Raw genomic sequence first — 24,829 nt, 5'->3', positions numbered from 1 at the left:
TCCAAATAAGTTGCAGTTTAGCCCTAATTATTATCAATCAGAATACGATACTTCTTCTCAAAAGTTCACAAATATAGAAAAAATACAAGACATGATAACGATACTCAACACTTAATCAAAGGAATAAGAGCATGCAAATGAGCTGGCTAAAGGACAAATTTTAAGCTCAATGGGAAAAATACTTATAATCCGAAATTAATAAATATATTTAGCTTTGAATTCATAAGAATTCCTTGAAGAATAATAGGAATTACAATTAAAAGGATAATACGATGACAACAGTAAAAACAACCTACTTAGGCGATCTAAGAACTGAAAATATTCACTTGCAATCGGGAAATAAAATTTACACCGATGCGCCCGTTGACAACCAAGGTAAAGGCGAAGCTTTTTCGCCAACCGATTTGATGGCTACCTCATTTGGATCGTGCATTATGACCATCATGGGCATTGTGGCTCGTGATAACAATATCGATATTGTTGGAACAGAATTGAACATTACTAAAATAATGGCAGCTGATCCTCGTCGTGTCGATGAAGTGGTTGCTGAATTTATTTTCCCTGACAAAGCCTACACGGATGATGAAAAGAAAATCATCGAATCAGTCGCAGGAACAAGTCCGGTCCCACTAAGTGTGAGTCCAAACATGAAGCAAAGCATTAAAATAATTTGGCCTAAATAGTGAATGAATTTTGAGTTAATGAGTTCATTTCGGCTCATTAACTCTACTCCCGTTTTCTCATTAATTTTACAAGATGATTCTAGTTACTGGCGGTACCGGTCTGGTCGGTTCACACTTACTTTTCGATTTGGCAAAAAAAGGCGAAAGCATTCGTGCCTTAAAAAGAGAAAACAGCTCTTTACTGGATGTCCGTGAATGCTTTTCCTATTATACCGATTCTGCAGATGAACTCTTTGATAAGATTGAATGGGTAAATGGTGATATGCTGGATATTGAGTCTTTGGAAAATGCCCTCGAAGGCATCACAAAAGTCTATCATTGTGCCGCTATTGTTTCATTCAAAAAAGCTGATAAGGCAAAAATAAAACGAATTAATGTAGAAGGCACACGCAATCTCGTTAATACCTGCTTGGATCATAAAATTCAAAAACTCTGCTTTGTTAGTTCTGTTGCAGCGCTGGGGACTCCCGAAGAAAAAGACGAAGTTGTATCCGAAACAACACCCTGGAGTCCTGAAGATAAACGCTCTGATTATTCGATGAGTAAATTCAATTCGGAACTTGAAGTTTGGCGGGGTATCGAAGAAGGATTAGATGCCGTTATTGTCAACCCCTCTATCATATTGGGACCAGGTCATTGGCACAAAGGATCATCACTACTATTCACATCTGTAGCTAAAGGCATGAAATACTTTACCCGTGGCATTACCGGTTATGTCGATGTCAGAGATGTCAGTAAAGCTATGATTCAGCTTATGGATTCAGATATTAAAAATCAACGTTTTCTACTGAATTCTGATAATTGCAGCTACGAATTCATCTTCAAGACGATTGCAAAAGCATTGAACCTACCGGAGCCAAACAAATATGCTTCACCCTTTTTAACAGGAATTGCCTGGAGACTGGCTTATTTAAAAAAGATTTTCCTATTTAAAGAACCCAGCTTCACTAAAGCCACTGCTCGATCATCACACAACTGCACCTATTACTCCAATCAGAAAATTAAGGAGACTTTGGATTTTAAATTTATTGATATTAAGAAAAGTATTGAAGATACTGTAAAGTATTTTCCACAATAGCCCAATACTTTTCTTAAATATTTATTCTGCCTCGTACATCGCAATGAGTTCTGCAAGAGAATTTACCTCTTGTCTTATTTTCTTTCGAATAAAGAAAAATAGGACAATCGCTATGACTACAAACTCCATCAAGAAGAAATTGAACCAAAAAGATGTAAGATGTACCCTAAACTCAATAAATAAAAGACCTACACCAAGTATGTAAGCTGAAACTGTAAGCAGAGTTGGGAACTTGTGAATTCTTTTTCGCCACATATAATAATTCGACAAGTCCTTAGCTAAGTGCTTAGACGTAGCTAAAACATCCAACTTCTTTTTTCTATTTAAACTCATGACTTCTATTCCAATTCTTACGATTAAAGCCAATAGCATAGCTACTAGCCCTGTAATTGTTATAAGCGAGCCTTGCTTAATAATCAGGAAATAGCCCACTGTTACTAAAATTGCTGTTATCGCTAAAATAATGATAGTTTTTGCATGACTATCATTCACTACACTGTTAGCCTTTTTGATTTTTTTTCTCAGGGTTTTAGGAATTTCAATTGTGTTATCATTTTCCTGACTATCCCAAATCGACTGTATATCTTTAAAATTATTCATGATTTCTATCTATTATCTATAAAGTATTTTGCATTTCCTTACTGCTGATACATTTAAAAAGCTTGCCTTTATTTCTGTGAATCTTAACCCTTACATTTTCATTGGTCAAGCCTACTATCTCTGCAATTTCCTTCTGCGAAACATCCTCTAAAACGAGTGATATCAAAATCTTACCCATCTCATTTAGCTTGTGCATACATGAGCGTAATAACTTCAATTTTTCAACCTTCAACTCATCCTCATCGTCATTAGCTAGGTCAGGTATTTCATCGGTATACCTCTCCTGTAGTTTCTTAACTTTACGAAGATGCATTAAACAGGTGTTCACGGTTATTCTATATATCCAGGTGCTTATCTGGGATTCTTCTCGAAAGCTATCTGAGTTTTGCCAAATCTTAACAAATACCTCTTGCACCAGGTCATCAGCAATTTCATTATTCCCCGATACATAAGATAAACACAATCGATATACCGTCGCATAATTATCCTTATACAGGGTATTAAACATCTTATCTTTACTCATAATTACTTTACTCTAGAATCTGTTTTACATTCTCAATATAAACATCATATTGATCATACATAATAAAATGTGCTGAATTTTCAATATATATAACGTCTTTATTATCTAAAAGAGCATACTGCTCATTATATGCATTTTCTACCATACTCTTTGATGGATTGGCTGCAGCCAATATTCTAACTGGAATATCAATTTTAGAAAGCGATTTTCGCAAATCGATCTTTAATAGATCGAAATAACCATGCACATATGTTTTTCTATCTGATATCTTTATCCAATTTGCGATCTGTTCATGTTTAGATGTATTTTTACACATAAACTTTGCAAAATTCATAGCCATTCCACTAAAATCGGAATCAGACATGCTTAATAAATTCCTAGCATATGGCGTATCATAAGTAATCGTCTCACTTGAGTAATTGGGGATCATCAATGCACCCATACAAGGTAAAGCGTCAACAACTAATAGGTTTTTTATATCGTGTTTTTTATCACTAGCTAACCAAAGAGCGAGAGTTCCGCCCATGCTATGACCTATAATCGATAAATCTTCAAATTTGTTCTGCTCAATATACATATCTAAATCTTGTTTTATAGTTTGCAACCACAAAGTATCAAGAGCAGGAACATTCCCAAAACCAGCATAGGTAACAATATGACATTCGTTAGTCTCTGATATCTCTGCTACGGTCTCATTCCAAACATCACCTGTACATGTGAAACCTGGCAGCAACAAAACGGGCTTACCTTTTCCTTTTACCTCAACTTGTATTGATTGTAAATTTGCCGATACACTAAGACTGAATAATACTAAAAGTGTAATAGTTGTTGTAATCTTCTTCATAAGTTCTTATTTAAATTGTTTGTTTGCCTTTTTGATGCAAGAACAATTGAAATGTTACACTTTCGATAAAAAATATTTTGTGCCTCTAATTACACATGTTCAAAACAAAATATAACTTGGAATGAAAGCACAAACCCCTAACTCCCTAAGTATATTTATTCTAAACATAAACCGCATATTCCGATGAAATCATCTATATATCTTTTTGCTGATAGTAAAAGATTACATTTAAGAAGATTTTATATAAAGTGGGATTTAGCTATTTTTGATGACGAATATTGAGCGAAAAGGAAAAACCGGATTATGGAAGAGATTAAGAATAGAGTCCACACAGTTTTAACAGATGGAAGTCTGGATTACAAGCAAAAAAAACACCACTTAGCCTATATTGCCGAAAGCACACAAAGCTATCCTGAGGTATCGACCGAAGCGATGACTGCTTTAAATGAGAAGGTGATTTGTGATTTATTCGAAGGCTCAGCACCCTATCGCCCCCGCTACATTCTTCCTGATTACAAGTTGGCTTTAAAAAAAGGGGTAAAATACCTCGAACTTGAACCGCCAACAGATTTGGATGAAGCCATCAATTTTCTTTCCATTCTTTATGTTCATATCCCTTCAATAACTGGTTATTCGGTTTATTTGGGGAATATCGATCAGCTATTACTTCCCTTTGTAAGCGATTTATCAGAGGAAGCTATTTACAAAAAGTTAAAACTCTTTTGGCGATACATCGACAGAACTCTGCCTGACGCTTTTGTTCATGCCAACATTGGTCCTGAGGATAATGTGATTGCCCGGACAATATTGAGAATAGAGCGAGAACTCAAACAGGTGGTTCCAAATCTGACATTAAAATACGATACAGATAAAACATCTGAAGAATTTCTAATTGAGGCTGCAAAAACAGTTTTCGAAGTCGCGAAACCTCATATTACCAACCACAAAATGACGGCTGCCGATTTTAAAGCTGATTATGGTGTTGTAAGCTGTTATAATTCCCTGCCCGAAGGCGGCGGTTCTCATACTCTTATTCGTCTTAACCTGAAAAAAATTACGGACAGTCACAAAGGAAGTACCGAAGCTTTTATATCAGACACCCTTCCTAAATATTGCCAAATGACTCTGGACATTATTGAAGCAAGGATTAAATATTTGGTTGAAACAGTCAACTATTTTCAAAACGATTTTCTGGCTCAGGAAGGTATCATATCTCTTAAAAACTTCTCTGCTATGTTTGGTTTCTACGCCCTAGCAGAGTGCGTGAATCAATTGATGAAGAATAGTGGTCAGAACTTCAGCTATGGTAAAGATGAAGTAGCCAATCAACTGGGACATCGAATCCTTGAGGAAATGAAAAGGCAGGTTGATTCAAGACAATTACCATATTGTGAAGCCAATAATGGCAAAGCCTTTTTCCATTCCCAATCAGGAATAGATATCGATATTGAAGAAACCGCCGGAGCCCGAATTCCAATCGGCGAAGAACCTGATATTTACGCTCACATAAACGCCGTCGCCCCGCATCATCATTTGTTCAATGGGGGGATTAGCGACATATTCCATTTTAATGAAACCATTAAAAGAAACCCCTCTGCTATTGTAGATATTATCAAAGGGGCCTTTAAAAAGGGAATGCGAATGTTCACGTTTAACTTATCAAATAGTGAATTTATTCGAATTACGGGCTACTTGGTTCGCCGAAGTGATCTGAAAGATTTTAGAGAGGAAGGTTCAAGATATGGCAGCGCACTTTTTGCAGCCAATTCTATGGATAATGCCGATGTCGATAAGCGTATCGCAAAAAGAATTGATTCACATGAGCGAACTGCAGGCCAATATTAGTGGCATCATCAAATCGAGTGTGATTGATGGCCCCGGAAACAGAATGGTTATTTTCTTTCAAGGCTGTAACCTCAATTGCATGTATTGTCACAATTCACACACGATCGGACTGTGCAATATGTGCGGGCTTTGTGTACAAAACTGCCCGACACAAAGTTTAAAAATTGATGCCTCGAACAAACACATCATACATAACACGAGTACCTGTACGCATTGTGACTCCTGCTTAAAAAATTGTCCTGAAAACAGCAGCCCTTTCTATAAGAAGATGACTGTTGATGACCTGATTTCAGAGATTATTGAGGTAAAGAATTTTATTTCAGGAATTACAGTTTCAGGTGGCGAAGTCATGTTGCAAGCAAAATTCTTACATCAATTATTTACTGCAGTAAAAAAGCATCCTGAGCTTAATAAACTTTCGATTTTGGTTGATTCCAATGGAAATACCGAGCAAAACAAATGGGATCTTCTACTCGATTGGGTTGATGGTTTCATGCTTGACATTAAAGCATACTCCCCTCAAAATCACAACAGAATTACGGGCTACGCAAATGAAAAAATATTGAAATCAATTCAATATCTAAACTCCGAAAACAAGTTAGATGAAATCCGTTTTGTACTTGTACCGGGTTTTAATAACGACAAAGCAGAAATCGAAAACATATCAAATTTGATACAATCCCTTTCTCCTGAGGTAAGAAAAGTGTTAATCAAATTACGTAAGCATGGTATTCGGGATAAATATCATTATCTGTCAGAACCCACTCAGCAGGAAATAGAGCAAGCAGTCAAAATACTTAAGGCTGACAAACATCAGCTCATTGTTATCTAGTTAGAATCCATATTTTCTCACTGAAATTTTGTAACTTAAAGGATGTGCTAAATTCCTTCGTTATGAAAGAGACAACAGATTTCAAGCCTATTTGTATCGATGAGCGATCAAAAAACTATCTCCGGGAAATTGCCCAATGGGGTAAGTTTATGGCCATTCTGGGTTTTATCAAACTTGGCATTTTGTTGCTTCTTACAATTGTTTTCCCATTTGTCGCTGCCAACATCGAATGTCATCTCAATTTCAAACTACCCAGACTAGCAATATCTCTCTTTTTCCTACTAATGGCCCTATTGGTTTATTTTCCTTCGAATTACCTTTATCTTTTTGCCAGATATACCCGAAGAGCACTAAATCAAAATGATCAGGATGTGTTAAGACATGCTTTTCAGGAACTAAAAGCCTGTTACCGTTATATCGGTATATTGTTGATTATCCTGATTGGTTTATACACGCTGGCAATTACCTTCTTCATTCTTATAAGCTAAAGGAAATTTTCTGAGAAATACTTAAGCTTTATATCCGGTATCTTCAGGTAGATTCGGCTTTTGAGAAGCCATTACTGCCAATTTATCGGCCAATTCATTACCAGGTATATTGGCATGTCCTTTCACCCAAATAAATTTGACCTGATGTTTGCGATATATTTTAAGAAATCGCAGCCAAAGATCAGGATTCTTCTTGTCCTTAAAACGTTTTTTTTCCCAACCAAAAACCCACTTCTTCTCAACCGCATCAACAACATATTTCGAGTCAGAATAAATTGTCACATCACACCCCTCTTCCTTCAGAGCTTCCAAACCAACGATTACGGCAAGAAGCTCCATACGGTTATTGGTTGTTAATTTGTATCCTTCTGCTAAATCTTTGCGGTGTTTGCCCGATATCAAGACAGTTCCGTAGCCTCCAGGGCCAGGATTGCCACTACATGCGCCATCGGTATACATGGTAATTTTTCTTCCCATTCAAGTTTCGATTTATTCGAGATACAAATATGATATTCTGCTCAAATTTAGTGGATATTAAGATAACAAAAAAGGATGTTCGGTCAATCGAACATCCTTTTATTTTATAGACTCAGTTTTAAACTGATAATATCTTAAGAGAGATTATTTTACAATAGTCATCTCCTCGATTAGGTTTTTAGCACCTGCGTATTTTTCAATGATGAAAAGAGTATAACGAACATCAAGGTTGATACATCTTTGTAGGTTATCTTCAAAATCGATATCGCCAGACATTGCTTCAGAATTACCATCAAAAGCAGTACCAATTAATTCACCGTTTCCGTTAATCACAGGAGAACCTGAATTACCACCAGTAATATCACTGTTGGTTAAGAAACACGTGTGAAGTCTGCCATCCTGATCTGCATATTGACCAAAATCTTTGTTGCTGTATAATTCTTTCAATTTAGCAGGAACAACAAATTCAGGATTTGTCGCATCTTCCTTCTCCATCACACCTTTAAGAGTTGTGAAATGCTTGTAGTAAACAGCATCCTTAGGAGAATAACCGCCAACAGTACCATAAGTAAGACGCAAAGTTGAATTTGCATCCGGAGCCATATTCTTCTTCTTGTTCATTTGCAATAAACCGTCAACAAACAAACGCTTACCTTTCTGAAGTTGCTCAGCACCCGCACTCATTTCGCCGGCAATCGCTCTATATGCATCAATTATTGAACTCCCTACTTTGAATGCCATATCATTTGAAATAGCTTCGGCAGTTGGATTCTCAATAAACTTATCAAAGGACTCTTGATTAGCAAATACTGATTTTGAATAAACGGCTTCTGCGAATTTTCCAAAGTTGTTATTGTATTCTTCAGCGATTACCTTAAAGATCTCGGGACGTTTTTCCAATTCAATATCTTCAGCATATTTGGTAAAAAGAGCAACCATTAACTTCTGATCAGTTGACATATTGTAGTCCTTATAGAATGCTTTTGCAGCTCCTTTAAGGCCTTCAATAGTTTTAGTTATAGCGTCTTTATCTTGTTCCTCAGCAGATAGTTTCTTCATTAAACCAGTAGATTTAACTGCAAACATATACATTTCAGGACCTTGTAAAAGAGCTTCACCTAGATATGATAAAGCATTACGAGTTTCTTTTCGATCAGCATAAGCTTTCTCAATCAAGTTTAATGCTTCGCCATATTTAGCAACTCTTTTGGTCTTTTTATTAACCCAAGCTAAATAATCAGCTTCAATCTCTTTTTTCGCAGCCATTGTGTTTAAGCTCTTTAAAGCTTTATTCTGCTCATTTGAGTATTTCCAATAGTTAGCCGAACCTGCATATTTTGAAGCATACTGAATACGAATCTTCTGATCAGCAGCCATATCTTCTTTAAGAGTATTCAGCTTAACTGTTCTGATATCGTAACGATTCTGATTCGTAATTTTCATTGTTTCCTCCAAACCAAAAGAAGTTAGGTAACGGTTTGTAGTTCCAGGGAAACCCATAATCATTGCGAAATCTTTTTCCTGAACACCTTTAATTGAAACAGGTAAGTGATGCTTAGGTTTCAATGGTACATTATCAGGTGAATATTTAGCTGGTTTTCCGTTAGCATCGGTATAGATACGGAACATCGAGAAGTCTGCAGTATGACGTGGCCACATCCAGTTGTCGGTATCACCACCAAATTTACCCATTGATGATGGAGGAGCACCTACCAAACGCACATCCTGATAAATTTGATAAACAAAAAGGAAGTACTGATTGCCTTCGAACATGCTTTTAACGCTAGCCTTGTATTCTGAATCTTTCTCTGTCTCAGTTTCAATTTCTTTAGCAACTTTTTCAATTGCAGCATAACGCTCATCTTCTGTCATTTTATCATTTACTGTTGATAAAACTTTCTTCGTTACGTCTTCCATACGAACCAAGATAGAAGCAGTTAAGCCTTCATTAGTCAACTCTTCACTCTTGTCATAAGCCCAAAAACCATCAGCAAGATAGTCGTGCTCAGTTGTAGAGTGAGATTGAATAGACGGGAATCCACAGTGGTGGTTGGTTAGAAATAATCCCTGATCAGAAATAATTTCACCAGTACAGAAATGACGGAAAGGTCTTCCTTCTCTTCCTAAACCAACAATCGCATCTTTCAAGCAATTGTTGTTAATGTCATAAATATCCTGAGCGCTTAATTTAAGGCCCATTTCCTGCATTTCTGCAACATTTTGTTTCTTAAGTAATGATAAAAGCCACATTCCTTCGTCAGCTTTAGCAGGGCTAAAACTCAACAAAAGGCTTAAAACCAAAACCAATGATGCTAATTTTCTCATTTTGTTTTAATTTAAAATCTATTGTGAAGTTCTTACTTTCAATTGGTAAGTAACTCCACTATTAATGAATGTTGATTATAAGTACACCAAAGAACACAAAGTTAATATTATTCCTGAATCTGAAAATAAGCGACCTTCGCAAGCAAAAACAATAATGTATGTATAACATTACAAATCAAACTATTAACAACCTGTACTCAGAACTAATTTAGATTAACTCGGGAATTTTCTCGTTGAACTCATCCTAATATTCAGTCAACTCACTGGACAGAATAAACATAATCATCTGATATTTAAATATCAACAATTCAAAAAACGTGTTGTTTTGACGTTGAAATCACCTACAATTTTAAGCACAGTTGGTCAGGTTGCATACCAAACGTTTTGCGATGATGCGGTGTGATACCAAATTCACGAATGGCTAGTCGATGTTTTTTTGTCGGATAGCCTTTGTTACTATCCCAATCATATGCAGGATACTTGTTGTGCATCTCCAACATCAGATCGTCGCGATATGTTTTTGCTAAAACAGAAGCTGCGGCTATAGATAAGTATTTCCCATCGCCTTTTATAATACAATGATGTGGTGTATTGTGATAAGGATTAAAACGATTCCCATCGATTAAGAGTTGCTCCGGCTTAACACCAAGCTGATCAATGGCTCTGTGCATAGCTAAAAAAGAAGCGTTCAGAATATTAATCTTATCAATCTCCTCAGGACTAACAATTCCTACAGCCCAGGCTAAGGCTTCCTTTTCAATAATATCTCTAAGGGCATATCGTTTTTTTTCGCTAAGCTTTTTAGAATCATCAAGAATGCCATTCTTGAATTTGGGAGGAAGAATCACCGCTGCTGCTACAACTGGTCCAGCCAAACAACCTCGACCAGCTTCATCGCAACCTGCCTCAATTTTATCTTTATCAAATGCTAAAAGTAATCCCATTATTATTAATATCTGATGATTCGTGATTTTGAGGGTACAAAGAAAAACTTTTTAAAAATTGCTTAAAACAAAAGAGGAACTTTTATCAGATTATTTATACTTCAGCTGGCGAGCATCATCAATAAAAAACCGTTGTATTTGCTTTGGGTCATCAATAATTTCATAGAATTCGTCGAAATAATCCAGAACACGCTTTTTCTCTTTCTCATTAAGTAAAGTGTTGTTTTGATAAAGCGAATAAATCGCATCCTTCTTCATTCTAAACTCCTTAAACACAAACTCCAGCTCTTCAGGTGTCCGCTTATAGCCCCTATAGAGCCTTTGGTGAATATTATCGACATCCAGTTTTTCATTTGGAACGGCATAAGGTGCATTTACTAAACTAGACCAATCAAAATCGTATGGAACAGTTACAGGTCGGGATGTAGGTGTACTTGCAATCAGTTTAATATTATGAAGCGTTGGGACTCCCCAATCGGTATTACCTACCATAAATTGAAATACAGCCATCCTTGTCGCCTCAAATATCATTGTATGCTCCTGATGGATACGTTCTTTATAAATTGGAATTTTGCCATTCCGCCTGGCCATTTTTTCAAAATCTTCAATAAAGAAAATGTATTCGGTTAAGGGCTTTATTTCATCAGCACTGTCCTTGTAAGTCACCCTTGCCAGACGAACTCTGAAACTTTCCGGGCTTAGAATCTGGTAGGCTTTATAAATCAGATATTCTTGAAAAACCATCTGCTGAAACCGGGGATTACTATTACGACAATGCCCCACAATTTTTAATTTATCTTGATCGTGAAAAAGAGTGTAACTCGAAGTTGCTTGATTGAATTTGATTCGAAGTGGTGGAAAAGCACACACATTCTTATTTTTTCTATAATGCCCCCTCGTTTTTAATTCGACTATTATACTGACAATAGAATCACCTTGATGGTAGGATAAACGTGCTTGATGGTATTTGCTCTTCTTTCCCGTATCTTTTATGAGTTCCTTCAGATTTGTAGTAATGGATAACTCAATTAATGTGTCAGATTCAAATAAATCAGAGGCGACATATGGCTTATCCAATTCTTCAACTTGGGCATATGAACCTTGAGCAAAGAAGAAAAGCAAAGCAAATAAGACAGTTATTTTAAATGATAATTTCATCTGGAGCTTATTATTAAAGTTAAGTCTAAAGATTCAATATTATGAAAATCTCACATTTAGAGATTAAGTATATAAGCCTTATTCAAAGTCTTTATCAGACATTTCCGGATCAGAAAGAACATTAGGGGTAATATCTTCTTTATAAAAAATAGTGAGTCTCACACTTTTCTTTGACAAATCAATTTGGCCTAATTTGAACCGAACAACTTCAATGCCAGTTCTTTCATAAATATCATCTATTAGTTCTTGCCTCTTGTCTGGATGAATTAAATCCATCCGATCGTATATCAAACTTCTTCGAGCCAAATGACGCTTCATCCAAACTCTTTCCATCAACCAAGTGGTTGCCATCAAAGTCAGATTGGTAAATACAATTGTACTCAAACTGACCTCTATACTAGCTAACGAATTAATTACAGAAAGCGTAATGACCAAAAATAGATAGGTCATTTCCTTAATTGGAATGGTATCGGTTCGATAACGAATAATACCAAATATGGCGAATAAACCTAATGCAAATCCCAATTGCAGATCGATACTCCCCAAAAGGAAACACAAAAAGAATATGGTTGTTGAAATTAAAATATAGGTGAACACATAAGACCGCTTACCTGTCGCTCTAAAATAGACGAATATAATAACGAATATGGTTGCCAAAAGATTTAGTCCAAAACGTAACACCAAATCAATAAAATTGCCTCCTAACATTTCTGTGGGTATCTCGGGTGAATTTAAAAGTAGATCCATGTTTTATCTATTTTATTCGTTCTTTTTCCTTGTGTGCAAATATACGGTAATACATCTGATTATCTATCAATAAGCCTTGGTCAATAAAATTCGGATCCCCAATAGGGACATCCATTGCAATCAGTTTAAACGAATAAAAAGGATAAACCTTAGCAACGGGTGTATGCCCGAATATAATAACTATAGCGTCATAAAAATCTAAAGTCTGAACCACCTCACTCAGGCTTATTCTCGAATATGTTTCAGTCCTTGAAAGATAGCCTCTATACCACAAAGGACTCTCTGAATATAAGAATAAATCAACCATGGAAGTATCCGATAGCTCAGTGTAATTATTGATATGATAACGCATCCCCTCATTAATATTCTGAATACTCATCTTCTTTTCCATAAATTTAGGTGATAGACCAGCATGAACAAACAGGAGCTTATTAATACGGATTACCGTATTTCGAGCTCTCAACCATTTACCAAGGATGGTGTGTTTACCAAAAAAATGAGAATAATGATATTTATATGCATGTGCTGCATGCAAATATTTATCGTCAACATAACGATTATCAAACAACAGGGCCATCATTTCGTGATTGCCCAAAAGAAAATGAACATTGCCTCCTGCTTTTTGCGCTTGCATTTCCAAATTAAATAATAACCACAAACACTCAGTAACTTTATCCCCGCGGTCAAAAACATCACCTGTAAAAACGAGTTGCCCATTTGCCCAAATCCAATTGTTATGCTTGTCGATAATCTTATTGTAACGCAGCATAGCAACCAAGGATTCATACTCGCCATGTATATCTCCAAAAACAGCAATCTTCCCCTCCGTTTGAATCAAACTCGACTGCGGTTTAATATTCCGGGGGATGATATAGTCTGCCGTATCTGTGCCCGCAAAGCCTTTGAAACGAACTGTGTCGTTTTTATATCTAAAATATTTACGAATAATTTTCGTTTTATTTTTCAAACTATCATGCTTGATATAAAAAGCCTCAACTCGATTTGGCGCACTGTATTTCACATGAGGTCCCTCAATATAACTAGGCACCCTAAGTGAATCAATATAAGTCGAATCAGGATCAAAATATGCCATACTTTTAACAGAAAGTAAGAGTAATAGCGGGCACAGGTATTTGAATATATTATATCGAGACATTAATTTCCAGGTATTTGAAATTTAAAGATAGTATTATTTTTTTATCCTTTTCTAAGACCTTTTAATCTTAAGGAATCCGTAATTTTGCAGTTCTAAAGACAGACGACAATCATACCTGATTGCTAAAATTGGTTTATTTATAATAGAAGACAAAATGTACACAAAGGAAGAAGCTAAAGCTATAAAGATTGGATTTTGGGATGGATTTAAGCGGTACTCTAAGAAAAAGGGGCGCAAAATGACTTCCTGGGTACTAAAGGGAACGCAAATAAAAGAAGTTCAGCTTAAATTCGATTTAAATGAACAAGGTGCTTTTGTAATGCTTCAAGTTGACAGCAAATTGGATACAAACAGGTTATCTGTCTTCGAACGTTTTGAAAAATACAAACCTGTAATTAATGAAACTTGCGGACAAGAATTAGTTTGGAACAAACATTACTTTATAAAAGGTTTCAAAGAAGTGAGTGTGATCTACTACCAGCTTCCTGAGGTTTCAATTTTTAATAAGGAAGACTGGGAAAAATGTTATGATTTTTTCTTTAAGCATATGGTACTACTTGAAGAAGCATTTCTTGATGTGAAAGAAGTTGTGATGTATAAAGCCTAAACTATTGGGCTGTGATTTTAACCAAAAGTTGACGATAAGCAGAAAATAACTTGGCTTTCGAAACAAAACCAATATACTTTCCATTATCTAAAACGGGTAAATTCCAGACTCCGGTTTCAGTAAACTTTTTCAAAACCGTTTCCATTGAATCTTCAAAAGAGATCGACGCTGGTGGCATAATCATCAAGTTACTAATAGGCGTATCGTACATCTCTTTATTAAACATGATATCCCGAACCTGATCGAGAAGAACAACGCCTATTAGGAACCCCTCCTCGGTAAGTACCGGGTAAATATTTCTTTTCGATTTGGATATCACATGAATCAAGTCACCCAGATTTGCATCTTCATCAATACTTAACAGATCTCTTTCAATAACCTTTGAAAGCTGCATAAATCGGAGAACTGCCTGATCTTTATCGTGTGTAATCAATTCTCCCTTTTGCGCAAGCTGTATCGTAATTATAGACTCTTTTTGAAAACTTTTTACGGTGATAAATGAAATGGTCGTCGACAACATTAAGGGCACAATCAATTCATAACCACTGGTAATTTCTGCAATCAGAAAAATACCCGTTAAAGGCGCATGCAATACCCCTCCAAGCACACTTGCCATACCTACCAAGGTGAAATTGCTGGCTGATAAGGGCTCTGCTAATTGAAAATGGTTGATAATATACACAAAAAGAAAACCAAGCATAGCACCTGTAAAGACTGAAGGTGCAAAAATACCTCCAATACCTCCCGCACCTATTGTGATTGAAGTTGCAATAACCTTGAGAAAAACCATTGCCCCAATAAAAATCACCACCATATAACCAACGTGGGTATAATTTTCGAAAAGACTAGAATGAAACACTTCTTCAAGGTTCCCTACAATTAAAGCCTTAACCATATTATATCCCTCACCATAAAGAGCCGGAAAATAGAAAATAAGTACACCTAAACTCAATCCGCCAATTAGCATTCTATTTCTGAGTAGGCGAATATTTCCAAACCGTCCTTCAATCCAAAGAAACATTCTCGTAAAATACACGGATATGAGACCCGATAAAATACCTAAAAGGATGAAAAATGGAATGTCTTTTATTTCAAAAGGATGCGTAATAGTGAATTCAATTAAAATACTTTCATCAAGAAATAATTTGGTCGTTATCGCCCCGCTAACCGATGCAATTAGAAGAGGAATTAAGGAAAATCGGGATAAATCAATCAATAAAACTTCCAAAGCAAAGACAATCGCGGCAATAGGGGTATTAAAGATAGCCGCAATGGCTCCCGAGGCTCCACAAGCCAGCATAATAGTCACCTCTTTATAGTTGAGATGAAAATTTCGGGCCATATTTGACCCTATCGCTGCACCTGAGGATATAATGGGTGACTCAAGACCAATACTTCCCCCAAAACCTGCGGTTATGATCGACCCAATAACTGAGGAATAAGTCTTGTGTAGTTTGACAATACTATTTCGTTTTGAAATTGCATGCAAAAGAGAGGTTATATTATGCTTTACAAAATCGCGGATGATGTATTTTTTGAAAACCAATGTCAAACCCACTCCCATCATGGGATAAAGAAAAAACAGATAGTTTTGATAGCTCCAGTTTATGCCCTCCAAAAGAAATTCCCTCCCTCTATACACGGCCGTTTTTAATACAAGAGCCGTCATGCCGGAAGTGATCCCAACAAGAACGCTAAGTATTAAAATAAAAGTCCGGTTATTGATATGACGGAGTCTCCATATTAAAAAACGCCGCCATCGAGTTGTTTTCGCCATGAAACTTATTTGGAGTTGTTACCTTCTAATTTACCAAATAGAATGTGAATGGAAAAACAAATTATTAAGTTTGGACTTAATTATTATAAACTAAGAGTTAAAATCCCATGTCATTTTCAATCATACACGCAGAAAATTTTAAGACCATAAACTGGTCAGGTGGAACCAGCACCCAACTCTATATCTATCCCGAAACAGCTGAATATGGACTGAGAAATTTCGATTTCAGATTAAGTACAGCTAAGGTTGAAGTTGAACAATCAAACTTCACCTCTCTACCAGGTGTCTCAAGAAAAATTATGATTCTTGATGGCCAAATAAAAATTTCGCACAAAAATCATTATAACAAAATACTACACGAATTTGATGTTGATGCATTCGAAGGTGATTGGGAAACCTCATCAGTAGGAATGTGCACCGATTTTAATTTAATGACGAGAGGAAAAACCAAGGGTGAATTAAGTTCGCTATCTCTTTTGCAAAAACAAGCAACTGATTACCCGATCTCCAAGCATTCTATGATATTCATCTACCTCTATACAGGAAAAATAGGTCTAAATATCGAACAAAACGATCTCGTCTTAAAAAAAGGTGAATTATTAATTCTTGATAATCCTTCTCAGGACGAGCTTAAATTCTCAGCATTACAGGACAGTCATTTAATTATATCAGAAATATCATTATGATTTATTTTTAATCACACAAAAAGTAAAATTCGTCAAAAAATATTGTTCTGATAAAATTCATCAGAACCCCTACTTATCAAAAGAAACGTGGCCATCTCATAAGAAAAGAGATGGCTTTTTTATTATAAATTAAATCCAGAAGCCCTGAAAATGAACACCATCATATTTATATGTAAATTAATTTGTTATTTTTATGCAAACCCTAACCCCCTATTCATAATGCTCTTAAAAGAAAAATTATTGTATTTTTCAGTCTTGCTAATATTATTAAATTCTTGCACTGAAAAATTTTACCCAGACACCAATGAAGATGTATCAACCCTTGTTATCGATGGAAAAATAACAAATGGTCAAGGTCCTTATGAAGTCCGATTATTTAGAACAGTTAGTATAAACATAGCAGACACCCTGTTACCTGAGATAGGAGCCGTTATATCAATTTATGATAATGACGGAAACTCAGACAGCTTTACAGAAACGACACCTGGGCTTTACCATAATATCTCCCCTGATTTTAAAGGAAAGGTTGGACATTCTTACTGGATTGAAATACAGACCTTAGATGGAAAGAAATACGAATCCACTCCGGAAACAATCCCTCCTCAAATAGAAATTGAGAAAATTTACGGTGAAGAAATAACTAAAATAATGCCTGATGGTGAAAAACTAAAGGGTGCAGGCTTTTTTGTAGATGCTAAATCGAATACAAATCAGAATATTTACCTGAAATGGGATTATCAAGAAAGTTGGGAATGGCAAAGCCCCTACTTTCGCCCAATTACTGATAATCCATCACGAATATGTTATCCCTACAATATATCCAACAATATTTCAGTTTTTGATGGATCCCAGTATGATATCAAACAATTCAATCACCTTGCCACTTCATTCGTAAACCAAGAAGAAGTCAAACTCAACTACGCTTACTTTTTAAATGTTTCTTTATATTCCATCAGCTTGGAAAGCTATGAATTCTGGGAAAGCATGCAGAAAATAAATCAGAACAATGGCGGAATTTATGACAACATTCCAGGCAATATAACTGGAAACATATGTGCTTGCAATTCTGATGATTCTGTTCTGGGGTATTTTGAAGCCTCATCAGTAAACTCTAAAAATAAAATATTTTCCACTGCAGACTTCAATATGAAATTCTCAGATTTTTCTAAAGGATGTGAAAATTTCCAGACTTTAGTCCCCCCTGATGGGGAAAATTATATCGAGATATCTTCAGAAGTGCTCGATGGTATAATTGTATACACTGTAAGGCGTGGGTATTGTTATGATTGCAACCTAATTTACTCTCCATTAAAACCTTCATTTTGGCCCTAATCCATTAATACCTATGAAAACGAAACTTCTAATCATTTCCATTCTAATCCTTAGCAAATTAGGATGCAGTCCAAATTTATATGGACAACCTACACCCAGAACAAATATAAATATGATTAAAAATGGTAAAGTCTGGGTTCCCAACACATCTATCTCCGAGGCAAAACAGTTTTTTTTGGAAAGAATGGACTTGAAAGGAAAATTCCTTTACAAGGGAATTCAATACGATAATATTGAATTTGCATATGATTTATCATCACAAACTATCATCACAAGTATTGAAACAGAATATAAAACAAAAAGGTATATCGTCGTCAATCCCTATTTTCTTGACGGTTTTAGTATTGATGACTCATCCATTAAATATGAATTTCTTAAAGGAAAATTAATTCATGAAAAATTAGCCCCTAACGATTATTATCAAATTGTGAAATTTAATAATACCCAATATGTCATCAACCGAAAAAAACACAAGACACTTAAATCTGACGGATCTAAAAATTTTAAATATACCATCAACAACGACTTATATTTAATTAAAGATGATAAGCTTGTACCCGTCAATAGAAAAAATGATATACTTGAGATTTTCCCTTCAAAAAAGAAAGAGATAAAACGATTTATTAGAAATAATAAATTAAAAATACGAGCCAAAACACCAATGGATGTAATTGTTCTACTTTCAAAATTTGACCAGTAAATACTATGAAAAAAATACTCATCCTCCTCTTCTGTCTTATGTCTATTAATTCCATTTCTGCTCAAAACAGAATGGGAATTAGCATTGGGTACGAAGGCATGTCATTTATAAAATTTACTGAAGAACTCGAAAGTAAATACCAAATTCATACCTTTTATTATGAAACTTGGATTAAAGATATTAAGCTTAAAAAAGCCTACTCAAACACCGATCTTCACAGCTTGATAACTGATATTTTATCTGAAACAAAAGTCCAATTTATCATTAGAGAGAACAACTTAATTCTAACTGATTTTGAGGATTTAAATCAGGAATTTAATCTTAAAAGAGAAGAAGTCGAAGTACAACCAGATACTCAACCTAAAGAAGAATTTAAGAACGATATCTCGACTTTACAACAACAAGAATATATTATCCATGAAGTTGGAGTTGCAATCGGACATAAAAAAGCTAAAGTTTTTGGAAATATTAGCCTTTTTGGAGCAGGAGTACCTCTAAATGGTGTTGAGATATTCCTTCCGACGAAGAAAAAAGGTGTAACTTCTGATGATAATGGTTATTTTGAAATAGAATTACCTCAAGGCAGTTATGTTTTAAATTTTAAACATATGGGGCTAAAACAAACTGTTCGTAAAATTAACCTTAGAGGTAGTGGTCGTTTAAATGTTCAAATGAGAAAAGAGACTAGAGCCATTAAAGAGGTTAAAGTATTTGCCCAAGACAATAAAATTAAGCGAACTGCAATGGGATTAGAACACTTTGAATCCAAAGACATTGAAAGCTTACCATCTGCATTAGGCGAACCAGATATTATTAAAAGTACAACAATGCTCCCTGGAGTTGAAAGTTCAGGGGAAGGGGCAATTGGTTTTAACGTAAGAGGTGGTTCTTCTGATCAAAATCTTATCCTAATTGATAATGCTCCTATTTATTATCCGGCTCATTTTTTTGGTTTCTTCTCCGCCTTTAACAACGATTTAATTCAAGATGCAAACTTGTACAAATCAAGTATTCCCATCCAATTTGGCGGTCGTATTTCATCAACATATGATATTCATTCTTCTGAGAGTATTAATAACAAGTTTAGCGGAAAAGTTGGAGTCAGCCCCATTACCACCAAAACATATTTCAACCTTCCGTTACTGAAAAATAAACTCTCAATAATGAATTCATTCCGATTTACCTACTCGGATTGGATTATCAAGAAAATTGACTCAAAAGAATTAGTCGATTCAAAATCTGATTTTTCAGACTTACACGGAAAAATACTATATAAGCCAAACTCTAAAAATCAACTAGAACTTAGTTACTATAAAAGTAAGGACGAATTTCAGTTACATTCTGACACGGTTTATAATTTCAATAATTTTGTTAGTTCTATCAATTGGAGATATCGTTTCAGTGAAAAACTTAAAATGAAAAACAGTGCTCATTTCACAAGTTTCTCGTATGATATAACCTCAGATGATGTTCCAAGTAATGCATTTAAGCTCACACATAAAGTTAAAGATATTGGCTTTAAATCTCATCTCACTTATGACAAAAATATATTTACCAAACTTGATTTTGGAGCAGCAGCAAAATATTATGAAATAAGTCCAGGAGAGTTAAGCCCTTACTCAAAATCTTCATTTATTAAAATGTATAAAATTGATCTTGAGAAAAGCTTAGAAACAGCAATATTTGCTGGAGCTAAATTTGACCTATTAGGATTCATCAATACTGAAGCTGGTTTGCGTTATTCATTATATGGTAATCTTGGAAAAAGACAAGAGGCACAATATAAAGATGGCATACCCAGTAGCCTCAATAGAACAGAAATTCGGAGTACTTCGGGTGGACTCAACAATATTTATCATGGCCCTGAAATAAGATTTTCAACTAACTATACCATAAATAATAATAATTCAATTAAAGCTAGTTATAATAGAACACGCCAATACATCCATTTATTATCTAATACAACTTCGATATCTCCAACCGACACATGGAAACTTAGCGATCGTTATCTTAAACCTCAAATAGGCGACCAGTTTTCTTTGGGATATTACCGCAATATCTTAGGCTCTTTAGCTGAATTTTCAGTGGAAGCTTATTGGAAAAATATTAAAAATGCTAAAGATTATAAAAATGGTGCTGAACTCTATTTAAATGAATTAACTGAAACGGAAGTTTTAAATGCAGATGGTAAAAACTACGGATTGGAGTTTTTATTACGCAAAAATTCAGGTCGATTTAATGCTATGATTAGCTATTCTTATTCGAGAAGCTATTTAAAGTCAAAAGATAAAACTGGCGAATTTGCTGTAAATAATGGAGAATGGTATCGAGCCCCATATGATAAACCTCATAATCTTAAGGTCTTCCTAAATTTTAAGCTATCAAGACGATTTATATTTTCTACAAATTTAGTATATCACACTGGTCGCCCCGCAACATTCCCGACAGCAAAATATAAACTACAGAATGTACCAATAATACATTACTCTGACAGAAATCAATACAGATTACCCAACTATTTCAGAACAGATGTTACATTATTAGTTGAAGGAAATTTAAAGAAAAACAAACCGTACCATACATCTTGGTCTTTCGGTTTATATAATCTTACTGGTCGGAATAACGCATACTCAGTGTATTTCAAAACAGAAGATAACTTTTTGGTAGGTTATAAACTATCTATTTTCGGAGAAGTTATTCCTACTATAACTTATAACATTGAATTCTAAAGCTATGAATAATAAGATATCAATATATATATTTCTCATTTTGATAGCAGTTCATTCTATCAATCTTCAAGTTAAAGGTGAGACTATAAAATATGCCAGTGAACGCATCCATGTGCATATACTTAAAAACAATTATATTGCCGGAGAAGCTATACATTTCAAACTTTATTGTCTTAACACTGAAGATCAAAAATTATCCAGAATTAGTAAAGTCGCGTATGTTGAATTAATCGGAGAAAATGGATATCCTGTGGCTCAAACAGATGTTATACTAGAACATGGTATGGGAGAAGGAGGATTTATCACGTCAACACAAATCCCAACTGGGAATTATGCCATAAATGCATATACTCATTGGATGAAAACAAGCTCCCCTGATTTCATAAGTGTCAGTTCAATTTTCATATTCAACAACCCAATTACTGAAGATAATAAGACTCCTAAAACGCAATTCTCTTGCGGGGCATTTCGTGATTTAAAGAACAACGATTTAATTCATCTCAGTTCAGAAAAGAAAGAAGAGAATATACTAATAAAAACAAAAATTGAAGATCTTAACAGAATTCTTAGAATTTCAATTGCTAATAACTGCATCCAAATTAATGAACCCTACAAATTACAGCTTTTTTGCAGAAGTGGTAAAACATTAGAAAAAAAGTTTCAATTCAATCAACAAAACTGGGAGGTAACACTACCTATAAAAGACCTAAAATCGTCAAATTATAATATTAGTATTCTTGATAAAGAAAATCACCTTATAAGAACGGCTGTCATACATATACAGAAACCACATCAAGGTCTTTTTATTGAAAAACCCAGAATAACAAGTTCAAGAAGAGAAAAAATAAAATTAAATCTTCATTTAGAAGATCTTTCTAATCATGCGGATAGTTTATTCTTGTCTGCAAGTATAAAACTAAAAGAACCGTATCAGTCTTCAATAAATATTATTGATTACTTAAATCTCTATCAAGATTTTAGTGCAAATATGCTGCCTTATTATGAGAAATTTAATCAAGTTGAAAAAAAAAGCTGGATTGTGGAAAATGGTCCTGAAACACTCTGGCTAAAAAATGCCAACTTATATACAGTAAACGCCAATCGATATCCCGAAAATGAGGCATATACAATAGGGGGTACTGTTAAAAATAGAAGAACACAAATCCCATTTGCCAATGAAAATATATTCCTTTCAAAAATTGGAGCTTATGCTGACATCAATACTTTTCGTACGAATGCTCAAGGTCAATTTTATTTTAATTTACCTCTCAAAAAAGGTCTCCACGATATCTCAATCCAAGTTGTAAATAAAAATAAATTAGATTTAAATATTGAACTAAAAAATAAATTCAATACAAGAGGAGTCGCTCCCATACCTTGGGATCATCATAAACTTAAAGGAAAATATTTAGCCTATCTAAAACAGCTATACGAAAATCAAAGGATCCGAGATATTTACAAACAACAAACTTTTTGTGAGATAAAAGACACCTGTCTCTACAGAGGACAAGAGAACTTTTATGGAGAAACTAAATATTCCATCAGAGCAGATAATTATGTACAATTGGATTCACTAGAAGAATATTTCCATGAATTCATAGCTACTGTTAAAATTAAGTACAGAAAAAAGAAGCCCCACATGTATGTCTTCAGCCCAGATGCAGCTCATACTTTTAAACAAGATCCTCTGATCCTCTTCGATGGACTTATCCTATCTGACGCTTCCAAAATACTGAATAAAAACTCAAAGGAGATTGATAAAATAGAGATTGTACCATACGAATACTATTATGGTACATCACACTTATATGGGATCATAAGTGTTACATCAAAGCAAAAAGATTGTCAATTATCTGAACTTCCAAAAAATACCGAACGATATTATTTACCTCTCTTTACTAAAGATGTTGAATACTTAAAAGCAAAAGAAAATCAACCCAAACACTATGCTGACTTTAGAACCGATTTACTTTGGGAGCCCAATATAAAACTGACTCGTGATAAAGACTTCAATTTGGAATTTATCAGTAGTGATGTAGAGGGAGAATACGAACTAACTGTTGAGGGAATCTCTGAAAAAGGAGAACCGATCGTAATAAAACAAAGTATTTTAATAGAATAACAACAGGCTCAGCAAACTAAATTGCTGAGCCTTTTTTTTCCAAGTTCCTCAAATATTTATTTTTTCATCAAATCTTTGAGCTGATAATGTAACCTCATCAGCTCATTTCTTGTCTTATGTCATGTGTAGAACAGGTAAACAAGAGACTTCATCTAAAATTGAATTATCAAACATAGATAATTTAGCATAAATTGTATATTTGATAGAAATTCAATATAAAATTATGATACCAAGCTTTCCTTGTGTCATCGAATCCGAATATCATTAACTTGAATTAAAACATGCCTCTAGATGCAGATTAATATCAATGAACTCAGCAAAATTTATCCCAACGGAAAGAAAGCTCTCAATAATATAAATCTGGAAATTGGCAATGGGATGTTTGGCTTATTAGGCCCTAATGGCGCTGGAAAATCAAGCCTGATGAGGATATTGGTTACCCTAATGGAACCCACAACAGGAACTGCACGTTTCAACTCATTCGATCTTCACAGAGACCGAAAAGAAATAAGAAGTATACTCGGCTACTTACCCCAGGATTTTCGTTTCTTTTCAAAATTAAAAACCTGGGAATTTCTTGATTATGCAGCCTCTTTAGCTGGTATCAGAAGTAAACAAATGAGAAAAAATAAGGTTGATGAATGGCTAGAGAAAGTCGGTCTATTCGATGTTCGCGAACGCGATGCAAACAAGCTCTCCGGAGGTATGAAACGTCGATTAGGAATTGCTCAAACATTGATAGGCGATCCTAAAATAATTATCGTAGACGAACCCACAACGGGGCTTGATCCTGAAGAAAGAATTCGATTTCGAAACATTTTATCTGAAATCAGCCAGCAAGATGTTTCCATCATTTTATCAACTCACATTGTTGGTGACATATCAAGTGTTTGTAATAACCTTGCCCTATTAAATAATGGAGAATTGGCTTTTAAAGGGACACCCGAAGCTTTAATAGAAAAAGCTAAGGGGCACGTTTGGCAAGTCAGTACATCTGGCTACGAATATGATTTAATCAAAGATAAATACGCAGTTGTTTCTACGATTCCAACTCAGGAAGGATGGGATATTCAACTCATAGGCGATGGCAGTCAATTAAAAAACGCCATAGAAATTGAGCCAAACCTTGAACATGCCTATGTTTATTTCATGGAAGAAACTTCAGAACTCATTTAG

At 34.9% G+C, this 24,829-nt stretch carries 22 protein-coding genes; 12 read left to right on the top strand and 10 right to left on the bottom strand.

Translation table 11 applies throughout. The annotated features are described in order from the left end of the window. Window positions 1-272: 272 nt before the first annotated feature. Window positions 273-683, top strand: coding sequence for an OsmC family protein (locus EV201_RS13955; protein WP_130308262.1), 411 nt, complete (start codon window positions 273-275; stop codon window positions 681-683). A 73-nt stretch (window positions 684-756) separates the two neighbouring features. After that, window positions 757-1,761, top strand: coding sequence for an NAD-dependent epimerase/dehydratase family protein (locus tag EV201_RS13950; protein ID WP_130308261.1), 1,005 nt, complete (start codon window positions 757-759; stop codon window positions 1,759-1,761). Window positions 1,762-1,782: 21 nt separating this feature from the next. On the opposite strand, the gene EV201_RS13945 is transcribed toward EV201_RS13950, so the two are convergent. Genes EV201_RS13945 through EV201_RS13935 form a run of 3 tightly spaced genes read right to left on the bottom strand, consistent with a single transcriptional unit; the run spans window position 1,783 to window position 3,728 of the window. Then, window positions 1,783-2,361 carry a hypothetical protein gene (locus EV201_RS13945; protein WP_130308260.1) on the bottom strand — a complete coding sequence of 193 codons (579 nt, stop codon included), beginning with the start codon at window positions 2,359-2,361 and terminating at the stop codon, window positions 1,783-1,785. Between the two features lie 16 nt (window positions 2,362-2,377). After that, the gene (locus tag EV201_RS13940) at window positions 2,378-2,884 is read right to left on the bottom strand and encodes an RNA polymerase sigma factor (RefSeq protein ID WP_130308259.1); all 507 of its coding nucleotides are present in this window, start codon (window positions 2,882-2,884) and stop codon (window positions 2,378-2,380) included. Between the two features lie 7 nt (window positions 2,885-2,891). After that, window positions 2,892-3,728 carry an alpha/beta fold hydrolase gene (locus tag EV201_RS13935; protein ID WP_130308258.1) on the bottom strand — a complete coding sequence of 279 codons (837 nt, stop codon included), beginning with the start codon at window positions 3,726-3,728 and terminating at the stop codon, window positions 2,892-2,894. Window positions 3,729-4,031: 303 nt separating this feature from the next. Here EV201_RS13935 and EV201_RS13930 point away from each other — a divergent pair, with 303 nt between their 5' ends. The 3 genes from EV201_RS13930 to EV201_RS13920 all read left to right on the top strand — a co-directional run bounded on the left by EV201_RS13930 (window position 4,032) and on the right by EV201_RS13920 (window position 6,893). Continuing rightward, entirely contained in the window at window positions 4,032-5,573 is a 1,542-nt protein-coding gene (locus EV201_RS13930; protein WP_130308257.1) for a YjjI family glycine radical enzyme, read from the top strand. Then, complete coding sequence (locus tag EV201_RS13925; protein ID WP_165389670.1) at window positions 5,548-6,405, top strand: YjjW family glycine radical enzyme activase; 858 nt, start codon at window positions 5,548-5,550, stop codon at window positions 6,403-6,405. Before EV201_RS13930 ends, EV201_RS13925 begins: the two co-directional genes overlap by 26 nt. Before the next feature lie 62 nt (window positions 6,406-6,467). Further along, the gene (locus EV201_RS13920; RefSeq protein WP_130308255.1) at window positions 6,468-6,893 is read left to right on the top strand and encodes a hypothetical protein; all 426 of its coding nucleotides are present in this window, start codon (window positions 6,468-6,470) and stop codon (window positions 6,891-6,893) included. A gap of 21 nt (window positions 6,894-6,914) precedes the next feature. On the opposite strand, the gene rnhA is transcribed toward EV201_RS13920, so the two are convergent. From rnhA to EV201_RS13890, 6 genes are all read right to left on the bottom strand, one after another. Then, window positions 6,915-7,370 (bottom strand): ribonuclease HI, encoded by a 456-nt coding sequence (gene rnhA, locus EV201_RS13915; protein ID WP_130308254.1) that lies wholly within the window; start codon window positions 7,368-7,370, stop codon window positions 6,915-6,917. A 144-nt stretch (window positions 7,371-7,514) separates the two neighbouring features. Then, window positions 7,515-9,695 carry a S46 family peptidase gene (locus EV201_RS13910; RefSeq protein ID WP_130308253.1) on the bottom strand — a complete coding sequence of 727 codons (2,181 nt, stop codon included), beginning with the start codon at window positions 9,693-9,695 and terminating at the stop codon, window positions 7,515-7,517. A 341-nt stretch (window positions 9,696-10,036) separates the two neighbouring features. Then, entirely contained in the window at window positions 10,037-10,639 is a 603-nt protein-coding gene (locus tag EV201_RS13905; RefSeq protein WP_130308252.1) for a ribonuclease HII, read from the bottom strand. Window positions 10,640-10,729: 90 nt separating this feature from the next. After that, window positions 10,730-11,797 (bottom strand): hypothetical protein, encoded by a 1,068-nt coding sequence (locus tag EV201_RS13900; RefSeq protein WP_130308251.1) that lies wholly within the window; start codon window positions 11,795-11,797, stop codon window positions 10,730-10,732. Window positions 11,798-11,875: 78 nt separating this feature from the next. Further along, a complete protein-coding gene (locus EV201_RS13895; RefSeq protein ID WP_130308250.1) occupies window positions 11,876-12,544 on the bottom strand; it encodes a DUF4956 domain-containing protein in 669 nt (222 codons plus the stop codon). A gap of 7 nt (window positions 12,545-12,551) precedes the next feature. Next, window positions 12,552-13,637, bottom strand: coding sequence for a metallophosphoesterase (locus tag EV201_RS13890; protein WP_165389669.1), 1,086 nt, complete (start codon window positions 13,635-13,637; stop codon window positions 12,552-12,554). A gap of 217 nt (window positions 13,638-13,854) precedes the next feature. On the opposite strand from EV201_RS13890, the gene EV201_RS13885 reads away from it, so the two are divergent. Beyond that, a complete protein-coding gene (locus tag EV201_RS13885; protein WP_130308248.1) occupies window positions 13,855-14,307 on the top strand; it encodes a DUF4268 domain-containing protein in 453 nt (150 codons plus the stop codon). A 1-nt stretch (window position 14,308) separates the two neighbouring features. Here the strand turns inward: EV201_RS13885 and EV201_RS13880 are convergent, their stop codons facing one another. Beyond that, window positions 14,309-16,084: a chloride channel protein gene (locus EV201_RS13880; protein WP_130308247.1), complete on the bottom strand. Its 1,776-nt coding sequence runs from the start codon at window positions 16,082-16,084 to the stop codon at window positions 14,309-14,311. A gap of 107 nt (window positions 16,085-16,191) precedes the next feature. On the opposite strand from EV201_RS13880, the gene EV201_RS13875 reads away from it, so the two are divergent. From EV201_RS13875 to EV201_RS13850, 6 genes are all read left to right on the top strand, one after another. After that, window positions 16,192-16,770: a HutD/Ves family protein gene (locus EV201_RS13875; protein ID WP_130308246.1), complete on the top strand. Its 579-nt coding sequence runs from the start codon at window positions 16,192-16,194 to the stop codon at window positions 16,768-16,770. Window positions 16,771-16,920: 150 nt separating this feature from the next. Next, window positions 16,921-18,102: a DUF4249 domain-containing protein gene (locus tag EV201_RS13870; protein WP_130308245.1), complete on the top strand. Its 1,182-nt coding sequence runs from the start codon at window positions 16,921-16,923 to the stop codon at window positions 18,100-18,102. 13 nt (window positions 18,103-18,115) lie between these two features. Then, window positions 18,116-18,802 (top strand): hypothetical protein, encoded by a 687-nt coding sequence (locus EV201_RS13865; RefSeq protein WP_130308244.1) that lies wholly within the window; start codon window positions 18,116-18,118, stop codon window positions 18,800-18,802. Between the two features lie 5 nt (window positions 18,803-18,807). Beyond that, window positions 18,808-21,531: a TonB-dependent receptor gene (locus tag EV201_RS13860; protein ID WP_130308243.1), complete on the top strand. Its 2,724-nt coding sequence runs from the start codon at window positions 18,808-18,810 to the stop codon at window positions 21,529-21,531. A gap of 4 nt (window positions 21,532-21,535) precedes the next feature. After that, on the top strand, window positions 21,536-23,653 hold the full coding sequence (locus tag EV201_RS13855; protein ID WP_130308242.1) for a hypothetical protein: 2,118 nt from the start codon (window positions 21,536-21,538) through the stop codon (window positions 23,651-23,653). A gap of 291 nt (window positions 23,654-23,944) precedes the next feature. Further along, window positions 23,945-24,829: an ABC transporter ATP-binding protein gene (locus tag EV201_RS13850; RefSeq protein ID WP_130308241.1), complete on the top strand. Its 885-nt coding sequence runs from the start codon at window positions 23,945-23,947 to the stop codon at window positions 24,827-24,829.

The organism is Ancylomarina subtilis (assembly GCF_004217115.1).
GTDB classification, from domain to species: Bacteria; Bacteroidota; Bacteroidia; order Bacteroidales; family Marinifilaceae; genus Ancylomarina; species Ancylomarina subtilis.
The sequence above is the reverse complement of the archived record's forward strand: the minus strand, read 5'-3'. Positions and strand labels throughout refer to the sequence as shown.

Coding starts and splice junctions, on each gene's coding strand:
- EV201_RS13870 (WP_130308245.1), top strand. CDS start 16,921: ATGAACACCATCATATTTATATGTAAATTAATTTGTTATTTTTATGCA.
- EV201_RS13850 (WP_130308241.1), top strand. CDS start 23,945: ATGCAGATTAATATCAATGAACTCAGCAAAATTTATCCCAACGGAAAG.
- EV201_RS13930 (WP_130308257.1), top strand. CDS start 4,032: ATGGAAGAGATTAAGAATAGAGTCCACACAGTTTTAACAGATGGAAGT.
- EV201_RS13890 (WP_165389669.1), bottom strand. CDS start 13,637: ATGGCATATTTTGATCCTGATTCGACTTATATTGATTCACTTAGGGTG.
- EV201_RS13955 (WP_130308262.1), top strand. CDS start 273: ATGACAACAGTAAAAACAACCTACTTAGGCGATCTAAGAACTGAAAAT.
- EV201_RS13925 (WP_165389670.1), top strand. CDS start 5,548: ATGAGCGAACTGCAGGCCAATATTAGTGGCATCATCAAATCGAGTGTG.
- EV201_RS13875 (WP_130308246.1), top strand. CDS start 16,192: ATGTCATTTTCAATCATACACGCAGAAAATTTTAAGACCATAAACTGG.
- EV201_RS13895 (WP_130308250.1), bottom strand. CDS start 12,544: ATGGATCTACTTTTAAATTCACCCGAGATACCCACAGAAATGTTAGGA.
- EV201_RS13950 (WP_130308261.1), top strand. CDS start 757: ATGATTCTAGTTACTGGCGGTACCGGTCTGGTCGGTTCACACTTACTT.
- EV201_RS13935 (WP_130308258.1), bottom strand. CDS start 3,728: ATGAAGAAGATTACAACAACTATTACACTTTTAGTATTATTCAGTCTT.
- EV201_RS13855 (WP_130308242.1), top strand. CDS start 21,536: ATGAATAATAAGATATCAATATATATATTTCTCATTTTGATAGCAGTT.
- rnhA (WP_130308254.1), bottom strand. CDS start 7,370: ATGGGAAGAAAAATTACCATGTATACCGATGGCGCATGTAGTGGCAAT.
- EV201_RS13945 (WP_130308260.1), bottom strand. CDS start 2,361: ATGAATAATTTTAAAGATATACAGTCGATTTGGGATAGTCAGGAAAAT.
- EV201_RS13920 (WP_130308255.1), top strand. CDS start 6,468: ATGAAAGAGACAACAGATTTCAAGCCTATTTGTATCGATGAGCGATCA.
- EV201_RS13860 (WP_130308243.1), top strand. CDS start 18,808: ATGAAAAAAATACTCATCCTCCTCTTCTGTCTTATGTCTATTAATTCC.
- EV201_RS13940 (WP_130308259.1), bottom strand. CDS start 2,884: ATGAGTAAAGATAAGATGTTTAATACCCTGTATAAGGATAATTATGCG.
- EV201_RS13900 (WP_130308251.1), bottom strand. CDS start 11,797: ATGAAATTATCATTTAAAATAACTGTCTTATTTGCTTTGCTTTTCTTC.
- EV201_RS13905 (WP_130308252.1), bottom strand. CDS start 10,639: ATGGGATTACTTTTAGCATTTGATAAAGATAAAATTGAGGCAGGTTGC.
- EV201_RS13880 (WP_130308247.1), bottom strand. CDS start 16,084: ATGGCGAAAACAACTCGATGGCGGCGTTTTTTAATATGGAGACTCCGT.
- EV201_RS13910 (WP_130308253.1), bottom strand. CDS start 9,695: ATGAGAAAATTAGCATCATTGGTTTTGGTTTTAAGCCTTTTGTTGAGT.
- EV201_RS13865 (WP_130308244.1), top strand. CDS start 18,116: ATGAAAACGAAACTTCTAATCATTTCCATTCTAATCCTTAGCAAATTA.
- EV201_RS13885 (WP_130308248.1), top strand. CDS start 13,855: ATGTACACAAAGGAAGAAGCTAAAGCTATAAAGATTGGATTTTGGGAT.